This window comes from Enterobacter cloacae complex sp. ECL352 (assembly GCF_020149545.1).
Lineage (GTDB): Bacteria > Pseudomonadota > Gammaproteobacteria > Enterobacterales > Enterobacteriaceae > Enterobacter > Enterobacter asburiae_B.
Genome location: NZ_CP083709.1, coordinates 782,869 through 801,777, shown reverse-complemented (window position 1 = coordinate 801,777; position 18,909 = coordinate 782,869). Strand labels below are relative to the sequence as shown.

The 18,909-nt window shown below is 55.6% G+C and carries 16 protein-coding genes and 1 pseudogene; 11 read left to right on the top strand and 6 right to left on the bottom strand.

The genetic code is table 11. The features are described from left to right. The first annotated feature begins 69 nt into the window (after positions 1 to 69). From folE to mglC, 6 genes are all read left to right on the top strand, one after another. Entirely contained in the window at positions 70 to 738 is a 669-nt protein-coding gene (folE, locus tag LBF07_RS03765; RefSeq protein ID WP_023312471.1) for a GTP cyclohydrolase I FolE, read from the top strand. Positions 739 to 757: 19 nt separating this feature from the next. Beyond that, positions 758 to 1,915 (top strand): DUF418 domain-containing protein YeiB, encoded by a 1,158-nt coding sequence (gene yeiB, locus LBF07_RS03760; protein ID WP_094934144.1) that lies wholly within the window; start codon positions 758 to 760, stop codon positions 1,913 to 1,915. A gap of 155 nt (positions 1,916 to 2,070) precedes the next feature. Next, a complete protein-coding gene (galS, locus tag LBF07_RS03755) occupies positions 2,071 to 3,093 on the top strand; it encodes an HTH-type transcriptional regulator GalS (protein WP_094934143.1) in 1,023 nt (340 codons plus the stop codon). 295 nt (positions 3,094 to 3,388) lie between these two features. Beyond that, positions 3,389 to 4,387 carry a galactose/glucose ABC transporter substrate-binding protein MglB gene (gene mglB, locus LBF07_RS03750; RefSeq protein ID WP_094934142.1) on the top strand — a complete coding sequence of 333 codons (999 nt, stop codon included), beginning with the start codon at positions 3,389 to 3,391 and terminating at the stop codon, positions 4,385 to 4,387. 79 nt (positions 4,388 to 4,466) lie between these two features. Beyond that, complete coding sequence (gene mglA, locus LBF07_RS03745) at positions 4,467 to 5,987, top strand: galactose/methyl galactoside ABC transporter ATP-binding protein MglA (protein ID WP_023312467.1); 1,521 nt, start codon at positions 4,467 to 4,469, stop codon at positions 5,985 to 5,987. A 15-nt stretch (positions 5,988 to 6,002) separates the two neighbouring features. Next, positions 6,003 to 7,013 (top strand): galactose/methyl galactoside ABC transporter permease MglC, encoded by a 1,011-nt coding sequence (mglC, locus tag LBF07_RS03740; protein WP_008500921.1) that lies wholly within the window; start codon positions 6,003 to 6,005, stop codon positions 7,011 to 7,013. Between the two features lie 49 nt (positions 7,014 to 7,062). On the opposite strand, the gene LBF07_RS03735 is transcribed toward mglC, so the two are convergent. The 6 genes from LBF07_RS03735 to LBF07_RS03710 all read right to left on the bottom strand — a co-directional run bounded on the left by LBF07_RS03735 (position 7,063) and on the right by LBF07_RS03710 (position 12,428). After that, complete coding sequence (locus LBF07_RS03735) at positions 7,063 to 8,451, bottom strand: glutamine synthetase family protein (protein WP_094934139.1); 1,389 nt, start codon at positions 8,449 to 8,451, stop codon at positions 7,063 to 7,065. A 124-nt stretch (positions 8,452 to 8,575) separates the two neighbouring features. Further along, positions 8,576 to 9,292, bottom strand: coding sequence for an outer membrane permeability protein SanA (gene sanA, locus LBF07_RS03730; protein WP_008500918.1), 717 nt, complete (start codon positions 9,290 to 9,292; stop codon positions 8,576 to 8,578). A 126-nt stretch (positions 9,293 to 9,418) separates the two neighbouring features. Then, positions 9,419 to 10,303, bottom strand: coding sequence for a cytidine deaminase (gene cdd / locus LBF07_RS03725; protein ID WP_094934136.1), 885 nt, complete (start codon positions 10,301 to 10,303; stop codon positions 9,419 to 9,421). A gap of 129 nt (positions 10,304 to 10,432) precedes the next feature. Next, the gene (locus LBF07_RS03720) at positions 10,433 to 11,128 is read right to left on the bottom strand and encodes a CidB/LrgB family autolysis modulator (protein WP_029740398.1); all 696 of its coding nucleotides are present in this window, start codon (positions 11,126 to 11,128) and stop codon (positions 10,433 to 10,435) included. Further along, positions 11,125 to 11,520: a CidA/LrgA family protein gene (locus LBF07_RS03715; RefSeq protein ID WP_023312463.1), complete on the bottom strand. Its 396-nt coding sequence runs from the start codon at positions 11,518 to 11,520 to the stop codon at positions 11,125 to 11,127. Before LBF07_RS03715 ends, LBF07_RS03720 begins: the two co-directional genes overlap by 4 nt. A 191-nt stretch (positions 11,521 to 11,711) precedes the next feature. After that, positions 11,712 to 12,428: a type 1 glutamine amidotransferase gene (locus tag LBF07_RS03710; RefSeq protein ID WP_094934134.1), complete on the bottom strand. Its 717-nt coding sequence runs from the start codon at positions 12,426 to 12,428 to the stop codon at positions 11,712 to 11,714. A 59-nt stretch (positions 12,429 to 12,487) separates the two neighbouring features. Between LBF07_RS03710 and LBF07_RS03705 the strand changes: the two genes are divergently transcribed. The 5 genes and pseudogenes from LBF07_RS03705 (at position 12,488) to bglF (ending at position 18,899) form a co-directional block, all read left to right on the top strand. Continuing rightward, complete coding sequence (locus tag LBF07_RS03705) at positions 12,488 to 13,285, top strand: helix-turn-helix domain-containing protein (RefSeq protein WP_094934132.1); 798 nt, start codon at positions 12,488 to 12,490, stop codon at positions 13,283 to 13,285. A gap of 41 nt (positions 13,286 to 13,326) precedes the next feature. Continuing rightward, positions 13,327 to 14,259 (top strand): tRNA dihydrouridine(16) synthase DusC, encoded by a 933-nt coding sequence (dusC, locus tag LBF07_RS03700; protein ID WP_112778300.1) that lies wholly within the window; start codon positions 13,327 to 13,329, stop codon positions 14,257 to 14,259. Positions 14,260 to 14,561: 302 nt separating this feature from the next. Continuing rightward, complete coding sequence (locus LBF07_RS03695) at positions 14,562 to 15,908, top strand: carbohydrate porin (protein ID WP_094934130.1); 1,347 nt, start codon at positions 14,562 to 14,564, stop codon at positions 15,906 to 15,908. Between the two features lie 166 nt (positions 15,909 to 16,074). Further along, the gene (licT, locus tag LBF07_RS03690; RefSeq protein ID WP_023616723.1) at positions 16,075 to 16,908 is read left to right on the top strand and encodes a BglG family transcription antiterminator LicT; all 834 of its coding nucleotides are present in this window, start codon (positions 16,075 to 16,077) and stop codon (positions 16,906 to 16,908) included. Positions 16,909 to 16,932: 24 nt separating this feature from the next. Next, positions 16,933 to 18,899, top strand: a pseudogene (bglF, locus tag LBF07_RS03685) (PTS beta-glucoside transporter subunit IIABC). Positions 18,900 to 18,909 lie beyond the last annotated feature (10 nt).

Here is an 18,909-nt window from a genome sequence, read left to right as displayed (position 1 = left end):
CTCACGCACAATGAGCGCATACTTTTGCCACAACGAGGGCAAAAGACGCCACACCTGCAGGAGAACAAAATGTCATCACTCAGTAAAGAAGCTGCCCTGGTCCACGAAGCCCTGGTTGCACGCGGTCTTGAAACGCCACTGCGTCCGCCCGTACAGGATTTGGACAATGAAACCCGCAAGCGTCTGATTGCCGGTCATATGACCGAGATCATGGAGCTGCTGAATCTCGATCTGAGTGACGACAGTCTGATGGAGACGCCGCACCGCATCGCGAAAATGTACGTCGACGAAATTTTTTCCGGGCTGGATTACGCCAACTTCCCGAAAATCACCGTCATTGAAAACAAGATGAAAGTGGATGAAATGGTGACGGTACGCGATATCACGCTGACCAGCACCTGCGAACACCACTTCGTGACCATCGACGGTAAAGCGACCGTGGCGTATATCCCAAAAGATACGGTGATTGGCCTGTCGAAAATCAACCGCATCGTGCAGTTCTTTGCTCAGCGTCCGCAGGTGCAGGAGCGTCTGACGCAGCAGATCCTGACCGCGCTGCAAACGCTGCTGGGCACCAATAACGTGGCCGTCTCTATCGACGCGGTTCACTACTGCGTGAAGGCGCGCGGCGTGCGTGATGCGACCAGTGCAACGACCACCACGTCGCTGGGCGGCCTGTTTAAATCGAGCCAGAATACCCGCCAGGAGTTCCTGCGCGCCGTACGTCACCACAACTAAGTCTTACAGGGCAGGAACCATGGAGCGAAACGTCACGCTCGATTTTGTTCGCGGCGTCGCCATTCTCGGTATCCTGCTGCTTAATATCAGCGCCTTCGGCCTGCCGAAGGCGGCTTATCTCAATCCTGCCTGGTATGGCGACATCACGCGCAGTGATGCCTGGACCTGGGCTGTCCTCGATCTCTTCGCGCAGGTTAAATTCCTCACGCTGTTTGCCCTGCTGTTTGGTGCAGGTCTGCAACTCCTCCTCAAACGCGGTACGCGCTGGATCCAGTCGCGCCTGACGCTGCTGGTTCTCCTCGGCTTTATCCACGGGCTGTTCTTTTGGGACGGCGATATTCTTCTCGCGTATGGGTTAGTCGGGCTCATCTGCTGGCGTCTGATTCGCGATGCGCACAGCGTAAAAAGCCTGTTTAACACCGGCGTGATGCTCTATGTCATGGGGCTTGGGGTCCTGCTGCTGCTGGGGATGATCTCCGGCGAGGCGACGAACCGTTCCTGGATACCGGATGCCGCTAACCTGCAGTACGAACAGTACTGGAAGCTGAAGGGCGGTACGGAAGCGATAAGCAACCGCGCGGATATGCTGGGGGATAACCTCCTTGCGCTGGGCGCGCAATACGGCTGGCAGCTGGCGGGCATGATGCTGATGGGCGCGTCACTGATGCGCACCGGCTGGCTGAAAGGAGAGTTCAGCCTGCGTCACTATCGGCGAACGGGTGTCGGGCTGGTGCTGATCGGCGTGCTGATTAACCTCCCGGCGGTAATCACGCAGTGGCATATCCACTGGGATTACCGCTGGTGCGCGTTCCTGCTCCAGGTGCCGCGCGAACTGAGCGCGCCGTTCCAGACCATCGGCTACGCGGCGCTGATCTATGGCTACTGGCCAACGCTTTCCCGCCTGTGGATCGTCAGCGCTATCGCCTGCGTGGGCCGCATGGCGTTGAGCAATTACCTCCTGCAAACGCTGATATGCACCACGCTTTTCTATCGCTTTGGCCTGTTTATGAAATTCGACCGCCTCACGCTGCTGGCGTTTGTTATTCCGGTCTGGGTGATTAACCTGGCGTTTTCTGTTCTCTGGCTACGCTATTTCCGCCAGGGACCGCTGGAGTGGGTGTGGCGTCAGTTAACCTCACATGCTTCAGGGGTATCATTGAGGAACACATCCAGATAACGATCTGGATCACAATCATTAACAAAACGGATGTAAGCGTTTTCATGAGTGTGAGCTTCTTCACGTAGTCCCCTTTCTCTCGCTGCCAAAATAGCCACCTTGCTAAACACAGGGGGTGTCTGTGAGTTGCTGCAATCCTTTGAAGGATGGTGAATATGATCACCATTCGTGACGTCGCCCGTCAGGCGGGCGTTTCTGTGGCTACCGTCTCACGCGTGCTGAACAATAGCGCGCTGGTCAGCCCTGAAACCCGTGAAACCGTAATGAAAGCCGTGACCCAGCTCGGGTACCGGCCAAATGCCAATGCCCAGGCGCTTGCGACGCAGGTCAGCGACACCATCGGCGTGGTGGTGATGGATGTATCGGATGCCTTTTTCGGCGCGCTGGTCAAAGCGGTCGACGTGGTCGCCCAGCAGCATCAGAAATATGTCCTGATCGGCAATAGCTATCATGAGGCGGAAAAGGAGCGCCATGCCATCGAAGTGCTGATCCGCCAGCGCTGTAACGCCTTGATTGTCCACTCAAAAGCCTTGAGCGATGAAGAGCTAACCGGCTTTATGGATCAGATCCCGGGCATGGTGCTGATCAACCGCATCGTCCCCAGCTATGCCCATCGCTGCGTCGGGCTGGATAACGTCAGCGGGGCCATGATGGCGACGAAAATGCTCATCAACAACGGGCATCAGCGGATCGGCTATCTGGCCTCCAGCCATCATATTGAAGATGACGACCTGCGGCGCGAGGGGTGGCAAAACGCCCTGAAAGAGCACGGCATTACGCCGTCAGAAAGCTGGACAGGCACAGGTACACCGGACATGCAGGGCGGTGAGGCGGCGATGGTGGAGCTGCTGGGCCGCAACCTGCAGCTTACTGCGGTGTTTGCCTATAACGACAGCATGGCGGCAGGAGCCCTGACGGCGCTGAAGGATAACGGCATTGCGGTGCCACATCATTTATCACTCATTGGTTTTGATGATATTCCGATTGCCCGTTACACCGACCCGCAGCTGACAACGGTGCGTTACCCCATTGCTTCTATGGCGAAACTGGCGACTGAGCTGGCGTTACAGGGGGCGGCAGGGCTGCTGGATCCGGGCGCAACGCACTGTTTCATGCCGACTTTGGTGCGTCGGCACTCCGTCGCGGCCCGGCAAATTGTGGTTCCGATCACTAACTGATTACTTGAGGTGATGTAACCGTTTTCAATCTGTGAGTAAATTCACAGTATCTTAACAAGGCGCTGACTATGATGTCAGCGTTTTAGGGGCTGAAACGCTATGTAACGGTGATTATTCACTTTCACTATAGCCAATGTGCCGCAAACAACGAATAAAACGCATTTCTGGAGCGTTACCGAACACGGAAGATAGAAATTTTATAAGTGAACTTCGGCTGTCAGTAACGTTTTATTAACACCTGCCCGCCGATCGTTATTCACAAGAACTACCCTGCATAAAAAAAACCGGAGATACCATGAATAAGAAGGTGTTGACCCTGTCTGCCGTAATGGCAAGCATGCTTTTTGGTGCAGCAGCGCACGCTGCGGATACCCGTATTGGTGTGACCATCTATAAATACGACGACAACTTCATGTCTGTTGTACGTAAAGCGATTGAGAAAGATGCGAAAGCAGCGCCAGACGTTCAGCTGCTGATGAACGACTCCCAGAACGACCAGTCCAAACAGAACGACCAGATCGACGTTCTGCTGGCGAAAGGCGTGAAAGCCCTGGCCATCAACCTGGTTGACCCGGCTGCAGCAGGCACGGTTATTGAAAAAGCGCGCGGCCAGAACGTGCCAATCGTCTTCTTCAACAAAGAACCTTCCCGTAATGCGCTGGATAGCTACGACAAAGCGTATTACGTCGGTACCGACTCCAAAGAGTCCGGTATTATTCAGGGCGATCTGATCGCAAAACACTGGGCGGCGAACCCGAACTGGGACCTGAACAAAGACGGTCAGATTCAGTTCGTGCTGCTGAAAGGCGAACCCGGCCACCCGGATGCTGAAGCCCGTACCACCTACGTTATCAAAGAGCTGAACGACAAGGGTCTGAAAACCCAGCAGCTGGCGTTAGATACCGCGATGTGGGATACCGCTCAGGCGAAAGATAAGATGGACGCGTGGCTGTCCGGCCCTAATGCGAACAAAATCGAAGTGGTTATCGCCAACAACGATGCGATGGCAATGGGTGCGGTAGAAGCGCTGAAAGCACACAACAAATCCTCCATCCCTGTATTCGGCGTAGATGCACTGCCAGAAGCGCTGGCGCTGGTTAAATCCGGTGCGATGGCCGGTACCGTTCTGAACGATGCCAACAACCAGGCGAAAGCGACCTTCGATCTGGCGAAAAACCTGGCCGATGGCAAAGGCGCGGCTGATGGCACCAGCTGGAAAATTGAAAACAAAATCGTTCGCGTACCTTACGTGGGCGTAGACCAGTCCAACCTGGCTGAGTTTATCGGTAAATAAGTTAGCGGTACTGTCTCCACTGGGCGCAATTCGTTGCGCCCTTTTATAACGCGATATGCGAGGCCAACAAGGTATAATTATGGTCAGCACAAATACTCAGTCATCCGGTGAATACCTGTTGGAAATGAGCGGTATCAACAAGTCATTTCCCGGCGTTAAGGCACTCGATAATGTTAATTTAAAAGTTCGTCCTCACTCTATTCATGCCCTGATGGGGGAGAACGGTGCGGGTAAATCAACATTATTAAAATGTCTTTTTGGGATCTATCAAAAAGATTCTGGCAGCATTCTTTTTCAGGGGAAAGAGATCGATTTCCATTCAGCGAAAGAAGCACTGGAAAACGGTATCTCGATGGTTCACCAGGAATTAAACCTGGTGCTGCAGCGTTCAGTCATGGATAACATGTGGTTGGGGCGTTATCCAACCAAGGGTGTCTTTGTCGATCAGGACAAAATGTATCGCGACACCAAAGCGATTTTTGATGAGCTGGATATTGATATCGATCCGCGCGCCCGCGTGGGAACATTATCCGTCTCCCAGATGCAGATGATCGAAATCGCCAAAGCGTTCTCCTATGATGCGAAAATCGTCATCATGGACGAACCGACATCGTCATTAACGGAAAAAGAGGTTAATCACCTTTTTACCATTATTCGTAAGCTAAAAGATCGCGGCTGCGGCATTGTGTATATCTCCCACAAAATGGAAGAGATCTTCCAGCTGTGCGATGAGATTACCATTCTGCGCGACGGTCAGTGGATTGCCACGCAGCCGCTGGAAGGGCTGGACATGGACAAGATCATCGCTATGATGGTCGGCCGTTCCCTAAACCAGCGCTTCCCGGACAAAGAAAACAAGCCGGGCGAAGTGATCCTGGAAGTGCGCAATCTGACCTCGTTACGTCAGCCGTCTATTCGCGATGTCTCCTTCGACCTGCACAAGGGCGAAATCCTGGGGATTGCCGGTCTGGTCGGGGCAAAACGTACCGATATCGTGGAAACTCTGTTCGGTATCCGTGAGAAAGCCGAAGGCACTATTACGCTGCACGGTAAGAAAATTAACAACCACAACGCCAACGAAGCCATTAATAATGGTTTTGCGCTGGTGACGGAAGAGCGTCGTTCGACCGGTATTTATGCCTATCTGGATATTAACTTTAACTCGTTAATTTCTAACATTCGCAATTACAAAAACAAAGTCGGACTGCTGGATAACTCCCGCATGAAGAGCGATACCCAATGGGTTATTGACTCCATGCGCGTGAAAACGCCAGGACACCGCACCCAAATTGGTTCGCTGTCAGGTGGTAACCAGCAGAAAGTCATTATCGGACGTTGGTTATTAACCCAGCCAGAAATTCTGATGCTGGATGAACCGACCCGCGGTATTGACGTCGGCGCGAAGTTTGAAATTTATCAGCTGATTGCCGAACTGGCGAAAAAGAATAAAGGGATCATTATTATTTCTTCCGAAATGCCGGAATTGTTAGGGATCACGGATCGTATTCTGGTTATGAGCAATGGTCTCGTTGCCGGTATTGTTGACACCAAAACGACAACGCAAAACGAAATTTTGCGTCTTGCGTCTTTGCACCTTTAAGATCAGGGGCTCCTCATGAGTGCGTTAAATAAAAAAAGTTTTCTCACTTACCTGAAAGAAGGCGGTATTTACGTTGTTCTTTTAGTACTGCTGGCTATCATCATTTTCCAGGACCCTACGTTCTTAAGCCTGCTGAACCTGAGTAACATTCTGACCCAGTCCTCCGTGCGTATTATTATTGCGCTGGGCGTGGCGGGTCTGATCGTGACCCAGGGGACGGACCTTTCTGCCGGTCGTCAGGTGGGGCTGGCGGCGGTTATCGCGGCAACCCTGCTGCAGTCGATGGAAAACGCCAACAAGGTCTTCCCGGAAATGGCCACCATGCCGATTTTCGTGGTGATCCTGATTGTCTGCGCCATCGGTGCGGTGATTGGTCTGATCAACGGTATCATTATCGCCTACCTGAATGTGACGCCGTTTATCACCACGCTGGGTACGATGATCATCGTTTACGGTATCAACTCCCTGTACTACGACTTTGTCGGTGCTTCCCCCATCTCGGGTTTTGACAGCGGCTTCTCGACCTTTACGCAAGGGTTCATCGCGCTGGGCAGCTTCCGCCTGTCGTATATCACCTTCTATGCGCTGATTGCGGTGGCCTTCGTCTGGATCCTGTGGAACAAAACGCGCTTTGGTAAAAACATCTTCGCTATCGGCGGTAACCCGGAAGCGGCGAAAGTGTCCGGCGTGAACGTTGCCCTGAACCTGCTCATCATTTATGCCCTGTCCGGCGTGTTCTACGCCTTCGGCGGGATGCTGGAAGCGGGCCGTATCGGCTCTGCAACTAACAACCTTGGTTTCATGTACGAGCTGGATGCGATCGCAGCCTGCGTGGTGGGCGGCGTCTCCTTCAGCGGCGGTGTGGGTACGGTACTGGGCGTGGTGACCGGTGTGATCATCTTCACCGTCATCAACTACGGGTTGACCTATATCGGCGTGAACCCGTACTGGCAGTACATCATCAAAGGCGCCATCATTATCTTCGCGGTTGCGCTGGATTCACTGAAGTACGCGCGTAAGAAGTAATTCCTCCTCGCGTTATCCGGCCCGCTCATCGAGCGGGCTTTTTTATGCCTTATGCCAGCTGTGACTCCTCTCGGGTCACGATGCGCTCAAACCAGTCGAGTTCAGAGAGCTTGCAGGCGACCCACTGTTCGGAAAAGGCGTCTCCCAGGCTGTCGGTGAGGTACTGACAGCGGGCAAAGGTCTCAATCGCCTCCTGCTGAAACAGCGGCAGCTCGGGACGATCGTGCTGCGGTTCGGGCAAATCCTCGTCGTCGGTGTTTTCCAGCCCGTACAGCATGCCGGTCAGGATAGTGGCTGCCACCAGATAGGGATTGGCATCGGCCCCGGCCAGCCGGTACTCGATACGACGGTTGTGGTCATCCGAGCAGGGAATACGCAGGGCGGCGGAGCGGGTGTTATAGCCCCAGGAGTTAAATACGGGCTCCGTCAGGTTTTTACGCAGGCGACGAAACGCGTTAACGCCCGGCGCAAGAATGGCGACAGAGGCGGGCATCAGCGCCAGCTGCCCCGCGATGCACAAACGCATCATGCTGTTAAGCGCGTTCACCGGGGAAGCAAAAACGTTTTCGCCGTGACGATTGTTTAGGCTGAAATGGAAGTGCAAACCGCTGCCGGACAGCTGGCTGAAAGGCTTCGCCATAAAGTTGGCCTGCAGGCCGTGCTTTTCGGCAACGTAACGGGTCAGGCGACGAAGCGCCAGCACGTTATCGCAGACCTCAACGACGCGATGGCTGTGCTTCAGGTTTAATTCGTACTGACCAGACTCGGCTTCCGCCACGATCCCGGACAGCGGGATGCGCTGCAGGTGCGCCAGCTGTTCCAGCTCGTCAAACAGTGCCGCATGGGCCGTCGTAGTATCCATATGAAAACAGCCCTGATTTTGCGGATCCCGATTGTCATGTCCCGTCAGATAGAACTCGATTTCCGGGGAAATCACCGGGAAGAGGCCGTGCTGGTGGAAGCGGGCCAGAACGTTCTGCAGTATCACGCGCGGCTCAAGCGGGCAGGGGGTATCGTCACTGTCTTTCATCGTCAGCAGGATCTGCGCATTGTGCTGCGGATCCTGCGGGCAGGGGCGCAGGGAGCCGGCGACCGGCACGCAGAGTCGGTCCGGTTCATCATGAAGCGGGGCGGCGATTTTTCCTTTCTGATCCATCGAGTAGACCGAAAGGGGAAAATAACAGCCTTTTTCCAGGCTCAGCATGCTCTCCACCGACAGACGCTTGCCGCGCATCGTGCCGTTGATATCGTTCAGGTAAACGTCAATGTGTTTCGTCTGGGGGTAGCGTTCCAGATAATCTGCCACTTCCACTGAAATGTTGTGCTGCAGGGCGTCAATTTTTTCATCAAGCCAGAGACCGGAATTGAGTGCGCCAGGAAGTGATAAACCGGGAAAGTTAAAATACGGGCGGAGACTTTTGAGGAAAAACGCATTCATTATTGAGTTCATAGTCATTCTTCAATGAAGCCGTAGCGGCAGTGAACTCAGCTTAAAAGAGCCGACGTAAAGGGGGGATAAAAAGCGTCAGGCCCGGCGTAAAGAAAGTATAAAGGCGGCCCTGTTATTTTTCCTTTTTCTGCATATCCAGCAGCTGCTCGGGCGTGACGGCCGGGTAACCCTGCGCGTCTTCCGGCACTTCGTGCATCGCCGGAATCGGAACCAGCGGGCCTAAAAAGCGCGGTTCGCGTTTGAAGATATACAGATCGGCCAGGGCGCCAAAACGCGCGCCGAACTCGCGCACGCGCACGCTCAGCATATCTTTTGGCGACGGCACCGCGTAACACTGCGCCTGAATGCCCATATGCAGCGCGATAAACAGCGCGCGCTCGCAGTGGAAGCGCTGGGTAATGATGATGAAGTCGTTGGTATCGAAGACTTTACGCGTGCGCACGATGGAGTCCAGGGTGCGGAATCCGGCGTAGTCGAGCACGATATCGGCAGGGTCCACGCCCGCGGCAATCAGGTCCTTACGCATCGTCACCGGTTCATTGTAGCTTTGCAGCGCGTTATCGCCGCTCAGCAGCAGGTAGTTCACCTTGCCGCTGTTGTAGGCGTTCAGCGCGCCCTGAATGCGGTAACGGTAATACTGGTTGATCACGCCGGTGCGGTAATACTTGGCGGTGCCGAGCACCACGCCAACCTGACGATAGGGCAGGTCCTGCAGGTCGTCAAAGATGTAGGGGGCGGTTTTCCAGCTCATCCAGCGATCGAGACCCAGCACGATCAACAGCAGTATGCCGACCAGGACAGACAGGCTGTAAAAAACGCGCTTTAACATGGAGATGGCTCGTTCGTGGATGAAATTTAACTCAGGCTACTTTACCCGCCTGGTTAGCGCAAGAAACAGCGACTTAACTGAGGGGTTTTTCAGCAAACTGGCGGGCATTTCTGCCCGCCGGAAGGATTACGCAAGCAGTACGCGGTCAATCGTCGTGCAGCCCAGCGCTTTAAGCGTCGCGGCGGTCGCATCCCACTGAATCAACGGCGCATCGGCAATTTCTGCCAGAATAGCGCGCTGAATGTCCGGATAGTCATAGCCGTTCAGGCTCAGCAGGTTAAGCGCGCCCTGCAGCGGTGGCAGGGTTGGGTTAAACGCGGCGTTTTCCGCGTAGCTGCCGCTAAAGATCCGGCCATCGCGGCACTGCAGCGCCACGCCGCTCGGGGACTTGCTGTACGGCGTGTGGCTTTTGTTGGCCGCGCGAATGGCCGCCTGGCTCAGGTCATCGTCGGACAGGGCGTAACCGTGGTCCTGCTCGTCCATCAGCAGCGTTTTGATCTCCAGATCTTTCGGGCCAAACGCGTCAGGCAGATAATCCCCCAGCGTGTGCGGCGCGCGGCCCGGCAGGTTGATGCGCAGCTGCAGCCCGCTGTTCAGCTCGTTCATAAACTGACGGCAGTGGCCGCAGGGGGTGTAGTTAACGGTAATGGCGCTCAGGGCTTTTTCACCGCGCAGCCAGGCGTGGCTGATGGCGCTCTGCTCGGCGTGAACCGTTTGCTGCATGGTCGCGCCCAGGAACTCCATATTGCCACCGAAGTACCAGGTTCCGCTGACGCCGCGCGCAATGGCCCCGACGTTAAAGTGGGAGAGATCGGCCCGCGCGCAGGCGGCAGCCAGAGGAAGCAGTGCGAAAGCCAGCGCGTCTTCTTCCAGTCCCGTTGCCTGTTTCAGCATCGTGACCTGCTCCGCGGTCAGCAGGGCGGGGAAGTGTGCATCTGCCAGAACGGGAGCCAGGGCTGACTGCAAATTCTCTGCAAGCTGGGCGAAAGCAGCTTGAAAACGTGGGTGCATGGCGTTTGCCTCATAAAGGTTAATGGATCGGTAGTTTACGGAGCCGTCAGGGCTTTATATGTGATCCACTTCTCATTATGTATGCAACTTATGAAATCAAAATGAAATTTGCGCGACGCATCGCAAATTTTAGCCCATCACCGCCAGAATCAGCGGGAAAATGAACGGGGCCAGCAGGGAGGTGATAATCCCGCAGATCACCAGCGCCAGGGAGCTAAACGCCCCTTCCTGATAATCCAGCTCCGCGCAGCGGGCGGTGCCCAGGGCGTGGGAAGCTGTTCCCATCGACAGCCCCCGTGCCGCTTTAGTGTGAATACGCATCCCGTTCAGCAGGGTGTGACCAAACACCGCACCCAGAATACCGACGAAAATGACGCACATCGCGCTGATGGCCGGGATCCCGCCGAGGCTGCCGCCGACCGCCATCGCGATAGGCGTGGTCACCGATTTAGGCAGGATAGAGGCGGCAATTTGCGGGGAGGCCCCCATCAACAGCGCCACCGACGTGCCGGTGATCATCGCCACCAGGCTGCCCACAAAACAGATGGTAATGATGGATTTCCAGCGGGCGCGGATCTGATGGAGCTGCTCGTATAAAGGAAAGGCGAGCGCCACAACGGCAGGCTGCAGCAGGTCGTTTAAAATTTTGCTGCCGGCAAAGTAGCGTTCGTAGGGAATGCCGGTGAGCAGCAGGAACGGAATAATTACCACCATCGCCACCAGCAGCGGGTTCAGCAACGGCATTTTAAAACGTGCGGCAAGCTTGCGCGCGGCGAAGAACACCGCCAGGGTTAACGGCAGCGACCACCAGATATTGGCCATCATTTTTTTGTTTTCTCCCCGACCACGTTACGTTCGCCATGCACCAGATGCGAACTCCAGCTCACCACAAGGAAAACCACCAGCGTACTGACCGCGCAGGAGACCACAATCGGGCCGAACTGGGCCTTGAGCAAATCAAAATACTGCATGACCCCGACGCCGATGGGCACGAAAAGCAGCGCCATGTAGCGAATGAGGACGAAGCAGCCGGGGTTGACCCATTTTGCGGGCAGGATTTGCAGCGCCAGCAAAACGAAGAGGATCAGCATACCGATAATGCTGCCGGGAATAACAATCGGCAGCAGCGACGCGATGAAAATCCCGGCGTACAGGCAGGCGTAAATCAGGACGAATGCGCGCAGATATTGCCAGATAATATTCAATGATTTGCTCATGGTGATAGTCCTTGCTGAAACGCATTCATCATACAATTAAACCTAAAAATGTGCCACGGATCACATCATGAAATTTGAGCATACCAGACATTCCAGAATGGAACGTCTGGTATCACCGCACAGGGGCAGGCTACAGTTTAGAGGAAAGGGCGTGCGGTGGCGAAGTGACGAGCCAGAGAAATGCCTCTGAGTCAGGCCTCGCGTTGGGCGGCGAGTTTATCCAGAAAAGAAAACAGCACCTGATTCATTTCGCGATAATCATGCGAGCGAAGTTTTTCCGCCGTTTCGACAAAACGAAATTCAGCCGCGCGGCGGAGATCGTTCTGCGAATGTTCAATCAGCAGCTCAACCACCTCCGGCGTCAGTTCCATATGACACTGAAAACCGTAAACCCGTTCTCCATATTGCACGATCTGACGGGGGCAGCCCTCGCTGTAAGCCAGCACGTTAGCCTGCGGCGTCAACCCTGGCATGTCGTTATGCCAGTGACCGACGTTTAGCTCGTGGCCAAAATCCTCAAACAGCGGGTTCGCCTTGCCTGCATCTGTGAGCCTGACGGGAAATTTGCCGATCTCTTTTTCCGGGCTAGGACAAAACGCTGCGCCCAGCGCTTCACCGATAAGCTGCGAGCCCAGACAAACGCCAATCACCGTTTTACCTGCCTCTATTGCGCGGCCGATGAGCCGTATTTCCGCCTGCGCGTCAAACCAGGGGCACTCCTGAAGCGTGGTGGCAGGTGACTGCGGGCCTCCCATGATGATAAGCAAGTCTGTGCTCTGCAGATCCTCGGGTAACGGATCGCCCTGATAAACTCTGGAGTAGCTCATACTACAGCCGCGATTTTTCCCCCAGATTTCATATGCGCCTGGCGCTTCGAAATGTTCATGAATGATAAAATGAATGTGCATTGCGTCTCTCTCCGGTTACGTGTACAAGTAGCATCATAAGAGGAAGGGAGGAATGTGAAATGCCAACCGTTATCGATAAAACGCCAATTCACGACGATGCCATCGGATGGTCCAGAGGGGCAATTAGCTATACGCGCGGCGAAGTGGATCCCCCTCACCGGCATCCACAGGGGCAGCTCTTGTTTGCCATCAAAGGGGTGATGCTGGTCGAAACCGGCAATAAGCGTTGGGTCATACCGCCACAGCGCGCGCTCTGGATCCCTCCCTTTCAGGAACACACCTACAGCGTGTTATCCGCAACGGAGCTCCGCGCGGTCTGGTTTAGCCCCGCGCTGATATCGCAATGCCGATCTTTTAAACGGAAAGAAGAGGTTCACGTGATTATGGCGACAGCGCTGTTCAAAGAGCTGATTGCCGGGCTGTTCAGTGCGCAATACCGGCCAGCCAGTCAGCGCAGCATGGCCGTTTTGCTGCTCGAAATCCTCAGCGAGGCGCAGCAGATTTCGGCGGAATTACCTATGCCCGTAGATGAGCGGTTACATCGCGTTGCCTGTGACATCATTGCCAACAATCTCTGGGACGTTTCGATGGAAAGGCTGGCGGAACAGGCCGCGATGTCTGAACGCACATTCTCACGCGCGTTTATCAAAGATACCGGCTTTAGCTTCCGGGCCTGGCGACAGCGCGCAAGGATTTGTGCCTCGCTGGACCTGCTCGCCAATGGATACCCGGTTAAACAGGTGGCCTGGATGCTGGGGTTTTCCGGGCAGGCGGCATTTGCGGCGGCGTTTCGCGCCATTGTGGGGGCAACGCCGGCTGACTTTCTCCCTGAACAGAAGCGCTTCCCAGCGATATAGAGAGCGGCTACTATAGCGCGTCTTTTTTCACAGGTACTGCTATGCGTGTTTTACTGGCCCCAATGGAAGGCGTGCTCGACTCCCTCGTGCGCGAGCTTCTGACCGAGGTGAACGATTACGATCTCTGCGTGACGGAGTTTCTGCGCGTTGTCGATATGCTGTTGCCGGTAAAATCTTTCTTCCGCCTGTGCCCCGAGCTGCACAACCAGAGCCGGACCTCTTCCGGCACGCTGGTGCGTATTCAGCTGCTCGGCCAGTACCCCGAATGGCTGGCGGAAAACGCCGCCCGCGCGGTTGAGCTGGGCTCTTACGGGGTGGATCTCAACTGCGGCTGCCCGTCGAAGCTGGTCAACGGCAGCGGCGGTGGGGCGACCTTGCTGAAAGATCCTGAGCTGATTTACCGCGGCGCGAAGGCCATGCGTGAGGCCGTGCCTTCGCATTTGCCGGTGACGGTGAAGGTGCGCCTGGGCTGGGACAGCGACGCGCGGCAGTTTGAAATCGCCGATGCGGTGCAGCAGGCCGGGGCCACCGAGCTGGTGGTGCATGGCCGCACCAAAGAAGATGGCTACAAGGCCGAGCGCATTAACTGGCAGGCGATCGGCGAGATCCGCAAGCGCCTCACCATTCCGGTCATCGCCAACGGTGAAATCTGGGATTACGAGAGCGCGCAGGCCTGTCTGAACGCCACCGGCTGCGATGCGGTGATGATCGGTCGCGGTGCCCTGAATGTGCCCAACCTTAGCCGGGTGGTGAAATATAACGAGCCGCGAATGCCGTGGGAAGACGTCGTCACGCTGCTGCAAAAATACAGCCGACTGGAAAAGCAGGGCGATACCGGTTTGTATCACGTCGCGCGAATTAAACAGTGGCTGAGCTATTTACGCAAAGAGTACGATGAAGCGCTGGGATTATTTCAGGAGATTCGGACATTACAGACTTCGTCTGAAATTGCCCGGGTGATTCAGTCAAAATAATAAGCGTTAAATTGCTCACACTTTTTTAAACCAGAAAACAGTTCTGGTTTTCAACGTGGCGCGACGGTGTTAAGGTGCCACTGTTTTCAACGCAGGATTGTTACTGGTTAACAGGCAAAACCTAAGCGTTTCACAGCATTTTCGCTGTGGAGCGCTTAGGTTTTTTTTTGCCTCTCGTTTACGCAGGAGAGAAATTTGGCTTAGCGCTTTTTACTGATTTTAAAAAAATGAAATATCGACAGGAAATAGAAAAATTTCCTGCGACCGGTTACGCACAAAATACTCAATCACAGGTTGTTATCATGGCATATAAAAATAAACTCTATGCGCTCGCCTTATTGACGATATCCCCGCTGTCGGTGGCGCAGGACTGGAACGGAACGGTATTAGGCTTTGAAGCTCCGCCGGAGCCTGTTCTGGGCGAAATGCTCGGCATACGTAAAATCCTCAACCATAACGGTTTTACCTGGAACCTCGGATATCTGAATGAAATTGGCTGGAACGGAGGCGGTGGCTATAACCACGACTCCCACGTGGCCTATATCGACCAGTTTGCGCTGACCTTCAGCCAGGATCTTGAGCGCTGGACCGGTATCCCGGATGCGCGTATCGAAGGGAACATCGTCAACCGTAACCACAATGACGACCTCACCACCAAACGCGTGCAGGACCCTCGCGTCAACTTTAACGACCTGACCCAAGAGAGCTGGGGCGGACAGTCCATTACCCGCCTGGGCTGGCTGACCTTTGCCCGCAGCTTTGACGACCGGCGTCTGACCTGGCGCATCGGGATGATGAACAAGGTGCAGACCTTCGATCAAATCATCCCCTGTGATTTCCAGCTGCTTTCGCAGTGCGGCGGGAAGTCAGCCAACTCGCTGACGTGGAACAACTGGAACGTTCACACCTGGGGCACCACGCTTGCGTATAAATTAACGCCGACGCTGACCCTGAAGGGCGGCGTGATGGAGCAAAATCCCGAGGCCTCCAGCCGCAGCCACGCGTGGAGCTGGTCGACGAAGGGCAGCAAAGGGGTCTTACTGCCGGTTGAAATCGAAGCGCGTCCGCTGATTAACGGCCTGCCGGGCGCGTATAACCTGGGCGTGGTGTTTACCAACGCGCCGCAAACCGATCTTTATCGCGGCAAATCCGGCGGTGCGGGCGCGACGGACCCGAACGGCTTTGATACCCACAGCCGGACCTGGTTCATGTACGCCGGGCTGAACCAGCAGCTTACGCAGCATCAGGATGACCCGAATCGCGGGTTGAGCACCTCTTTCAGCATGAGCCTTGCGGATCAGAGTACCAACTACATGCACCAGGTTTACGCCGCCTCGCTGCGCTACCGCGGGCTTTTTGACGCGCGGCCGGAAGACTGGATTGGCTTCGGGCTAACCTGGATTGATATGAGTAGCCAGTACGCCCGCAACCAGCGCTATATGAACAGCCTGAGCGGCGTGTCGGACTATAACGATCCGGCGTATCACCCGGAGCCAGGCCACTCCCTGAACGGTGAGTTTTATTATCGCTTCCGTCCGGTGTCGTGGCTGGAGCTGCAGCCGGGCATTCAGTACTGGCACCATCCCGGCGGGGTCAGTCGCACCCAGGATGGCTGGGTTACCGAGCTGAAAACGGTGGTGAGCTTCTGATATCACCGTAGCAAGTTCGATCCGCGTCACGTTTCTGATGCGTGATGCATTGAGGCTATGAATGAAACTGATAGAGTGCCAGAACTGGATTGTTACTGCTTAGGCAGGCAAAACCTGATTTTCTGGCATCTGCCGGAGGTCAGGTTTTTTTGTTTCTGGGGTTCAGATGAAAATCGCCAAGATACTCAATAATAACGTGGTGGTTGTTCAGGATGAGCGCGGGCGCGAACAGGTGGTGATGGGCCGTGGGCTGGCCTTTCAGAAGCGCGTCGGCGAAGCGCTGGATACCGCGTTGGTTGAAAAGGTGTTTGCGTTACAAAGCGATGAACTGGTGCGTCGACTTGGCGAGCTGCTGAGTCAAATTCCGCTGGAAGTGATGACCACCTGCGACCGCATCATCGGGCTGGCGGCGCAGCGGCTGGGCAAGCTGCAGGAGAGTTTGTATATAACCCTCACCGACCACTGCTACTTTGCGATTGAGCGGCAGAAGAACGGGCTGGCCATCAAAAACGTGCTGCTGTGGGATATTAAACGGCTGTATCCGAAGGAGTTCGAATTAGGGCAGGAGGCGCGGGCCATTATTGCCAGACGCCTGAACGTCGAGCTGGAAGAGGATGAGGCCGGGTTTATCGCGCTGCATCTGGTCACCGCGCAGCTGAACAGCGAAATGCCGGAAGTGATGCACGTGACGCGGGTGATGCAGGAGATCCTGCAGCTGGTGAAGTATCAGCTGCAGCTTGAGTACGATGAAGAGTCGCTCAGCTATCAGCGTTTCGTCACCCACCTGAAGTTTTTTGCCCAGCGGATGCTGACCCGCACCGTGGTGGAAGATGACGACGTTTCGCTGCATACGGCAGTAAAAGACAACTACGCGAAAGCGTGGAAATGCGCCGAGAAAATCGCCCAGCACCTGAACAAAAGCTATCAGCGCGAGCTGACGACCGAAGAAATTATGTTCCTCGCTATTCATATCGAGCGGGTGAGAAAAGAGGGGCGTTAAGCCTCAAAACAGGATTGTTACTGCATCACGCAGGCAAAACCTGAGCGCGGCCTTCGTCAGAAGGTCGTTCTCGGGTTTTTTTATTTTTTGTACTCAGTCAACAGGTGTCTGCGGGCATCGGATGTAAGGAAATCGAGATGGAATACCAGGCTTTAGCGAAGGATATTCTCGGCCACGTTGGCGGAAAAGAGAACATCGTCAGTCTTGTACACTGCGCGACCCGGCTTCGCTTCAAACTGAAAGAGAATCAACGGGCGGATGCGGAAGGGCTGAAGAAAAACCCGGGCGTGATCATGGTGGTCGAAAGCGGCGGCCAGTTTCAGGTAGTGATTGGCAACCACGTCCACGACGTCTGGCAGGCGGTGCGCAATGAGGCAGGCCTTACCGATGACGCGCCCGTCGTAGAAGAGAGGGGCGAAAAAGGGAATCTGCTGGGCCGCCTGATTGACATCGTCTCCGGGATTTTCACTCCGTTTATCGGCATTCTGGCCGCGTCCGGTATTCTGAAAGGGCTGCTGGCGCTGGCCGTTGTGTGCGGCTGGCTCAGCACCGAGAGCGGCACCTATAAAATCTGGTTCGCTGCCAGCGACGCGCTGTTCTTCTTCTTCCCGCTGGTGCTGGGCTATACCGCCGGGAAAAAATTCGGCGGCAACCCGTTTATTACCATGGTCATCGGCGGGGCGCTCACCCATCCGATGATGATTGCGGCGTTTAACGCCAGTCAGCAGCCGGGCGCGGTATCGGACGCCTTTTTGGGCATTCCCGTCACCTGGTTTAACTACAGCTCGTCGGTGATCCCGATTATTCTCGCCGCGTGGGTCAGCTGCTGGCTGGAAAAACAGAGCACCAGGCTGCTGCCTTCCTCGATGAAAAACTTCTTCGCGCCGCTGATCTGTCTGGGCACGACCGTGCCGCTGACTTTCCTGGTGATTGGCCCGCTGGCGACCTGGCTGAGCCAGATGCTGGCGAACGGCTATCAGAGCATTTACGTTCTGGCACCGTGGCTGGCGGGCGCGGCGATGGGCGCGCTGTGGCAGGTCTGCGTTATTTTTGGCCTGCACTGGGGGCTGGTGCCGCTGATGATTAACAACCTGGCGGTGCTGGGGCATGACTCCATGCTGCCAATGCTATTGCCCGCGGTGTTTGGCCAGGTGGGGGCGGCGCTGGGGATCTTCCTGCGTACCCGCGATGCCCGTCAGAAGATGCTGGCCGGGTCGTCCGTTACGGCAGGGATTTTCGGTATCACCGAACCCGCTGTGTATGGCGTAAACCTGCCGCTGCGTCGTCCGTTTATCTTTGGCTGCGTGGCGGGGGCTATCGGCGGCGCGATTGTCGGCTTCAGCGATACCCACGTTTACTCCTTCGGCTTCGCCAATATCTTTACCATCGCCCAGATGATTCCGCCGGGTGGGGTAAACGCCACGCTGTGGGGCGGCGTGATCGGCACCGCGGTAGCGCTGGTGCTGAGCTGTGGCCTGACGCTGGCGGCGGGCATGCCGGGACGCGCAGAGGCGGAAGCTGCGGTTATGGCAGGGGAAAACGATGTCTTATCCCCGATGACCGGGACCGTTCTGGCGCTCGACCAGGTGCCGGATACCACGTTTGCCAGCGGCCTGCTGGGCAGCGGTGCCGCCATTATTCCCTCCGATAACAAAGTGGTGGCCCCGTTTGCCGGCGTGGTGGCCTCGCTGTTTCAGACCAAACACGCCATCGGCCTGCTCAGCAACAGCGGGATTGAAGTGTTAATCCACGTGGGTATCGATACCGTGAAGCTAGACGGCAGGCCGTTTACCGCCCACGTGAAGGTGGGCGACAGGGTACAGCCCGGCGATCTGCTGCTGGAGTTTGACCGACAGGCGATTATCGATGCCGGATACGACCTGGCGACCCCGATCATTATCAGTAACAGCGATGAGTATCGCGATGTGGTGACCGTGGCGGCAACGTCCGTCAATGCCGGTGCGCCGTTACTCAGCGTAAGCCATCAATAACAGGAGAACG

Excerpts from the sequence above, each read along its gene's own strand:
- mglB (WP_094934142.1), top strand. The coding sequence starts at position 3,389 with ATGAATAAGAAGGTGTTGACCCTGTCTGCCGTAATGGCAAGCATGCTT.
- LBF07_RS03705 (WP_094934132.1), top strand. The coding sequence starts at position 12,488 with ATGCCAACCGTTATCGATAAAACGCCAATTCACGACGATGCCATCGGA.
- sanA (WP_008500918.1), bottom strand. The coding sequence starts at position 9,292 with ATGTTAAAGCGCGTTTTTTACAGCCTGTCTGTCCTGGTCGGCATACTG.
- yeiB (WP_094934144.1), top strand. The coding sequence starts at position 758 with ATGGAGCGAAACGTCACGCTCGATTTTGTTCGCGGCGTCGCCATTCTC.
- LBF07_RS03695 (WP_094934130.1), top strand. The coding sequence starts at position 14,562 with ATGGCATATAAAAATAAACTCTATGCGCTCGCCTTATTGACGATATCC.
- licT (WP_023616723.1), top strand. The coding sequence starts at position 16,075 with ATGAAAATCGCCAAGATACTCAATAATAACGTGGTGGTTGTTCAGGAT.
- mglA (WP_023312467.1), top strand. The coding sequence starts at position 4,467 with ATGGTCAGCACAAATACTCAGTCATCCGGTGAATACCTGTTGGAAATG.
- dusC (WP_112778300.1), top strand. The coding sequence starts at position 13,327 with ATGCGTGTTTTACTGGCCCCAATGGAAGGCGTGCTCGACTCCCTCGTG.
- LBF07_RS03720 (WP_029740398.1), bottom strand. The coding sequence starts at position 11,128 with ATGATGGCCAATATCTGGTGGTCGCTGCCGTTAACCCTGGCGGTGTTC.
- galS (WP_094934143.1), top strand. The coding sequence starts at position 2,071 with ATGATCACCATTCGTGACGTCGCCCGTCAGGCGGGCGTTTCTGTGGCT.
- mglC (WP_008500921.1), top strand. The coding sequence starts at position 6,003 with ATGAGTGCGTTAAATAAAAAAAGTTTTCTCACTTACCTGAAAGAAGGC.
- LBF07_RS03715 (WP_023312463.1), bottom strand. The coding sequence starts at position 11,520 with ATGAGCAAATCATTGAATATTATCTGGCAATATCTGCGCGCATTCGTC.
- LBF07_RS03735 (WP_094934139.1), bottom strand. The coding sequence starts at position 8,451 with ATGAATGCGTTTTTCCTCAAAAGTCTCCGCCCGTATTTTAACTTTCCC.
- cdd (WP_094934136.1), bottom strand. The coding sequence starts at position 10,303 with ATGCACCCACGTTTTCAAGCTGCTTTCGCCCAGCTTGCAGAGAATTTG.
- folE (WP_023312471.1), top strand. The coding sequence starts at position 70 with ATGTCATCACTCAGTAAAGAAGCTGCCCTGGTCCACGAAGCCCTGGTT.
- LBF07_RS03710 (WP_094934134.1), bottom strand. The coding sequence starts at position 12,428 with ATGCACATTCATTTTATCATTCATGAACATTTCGAAGCGCCAGGCGCA.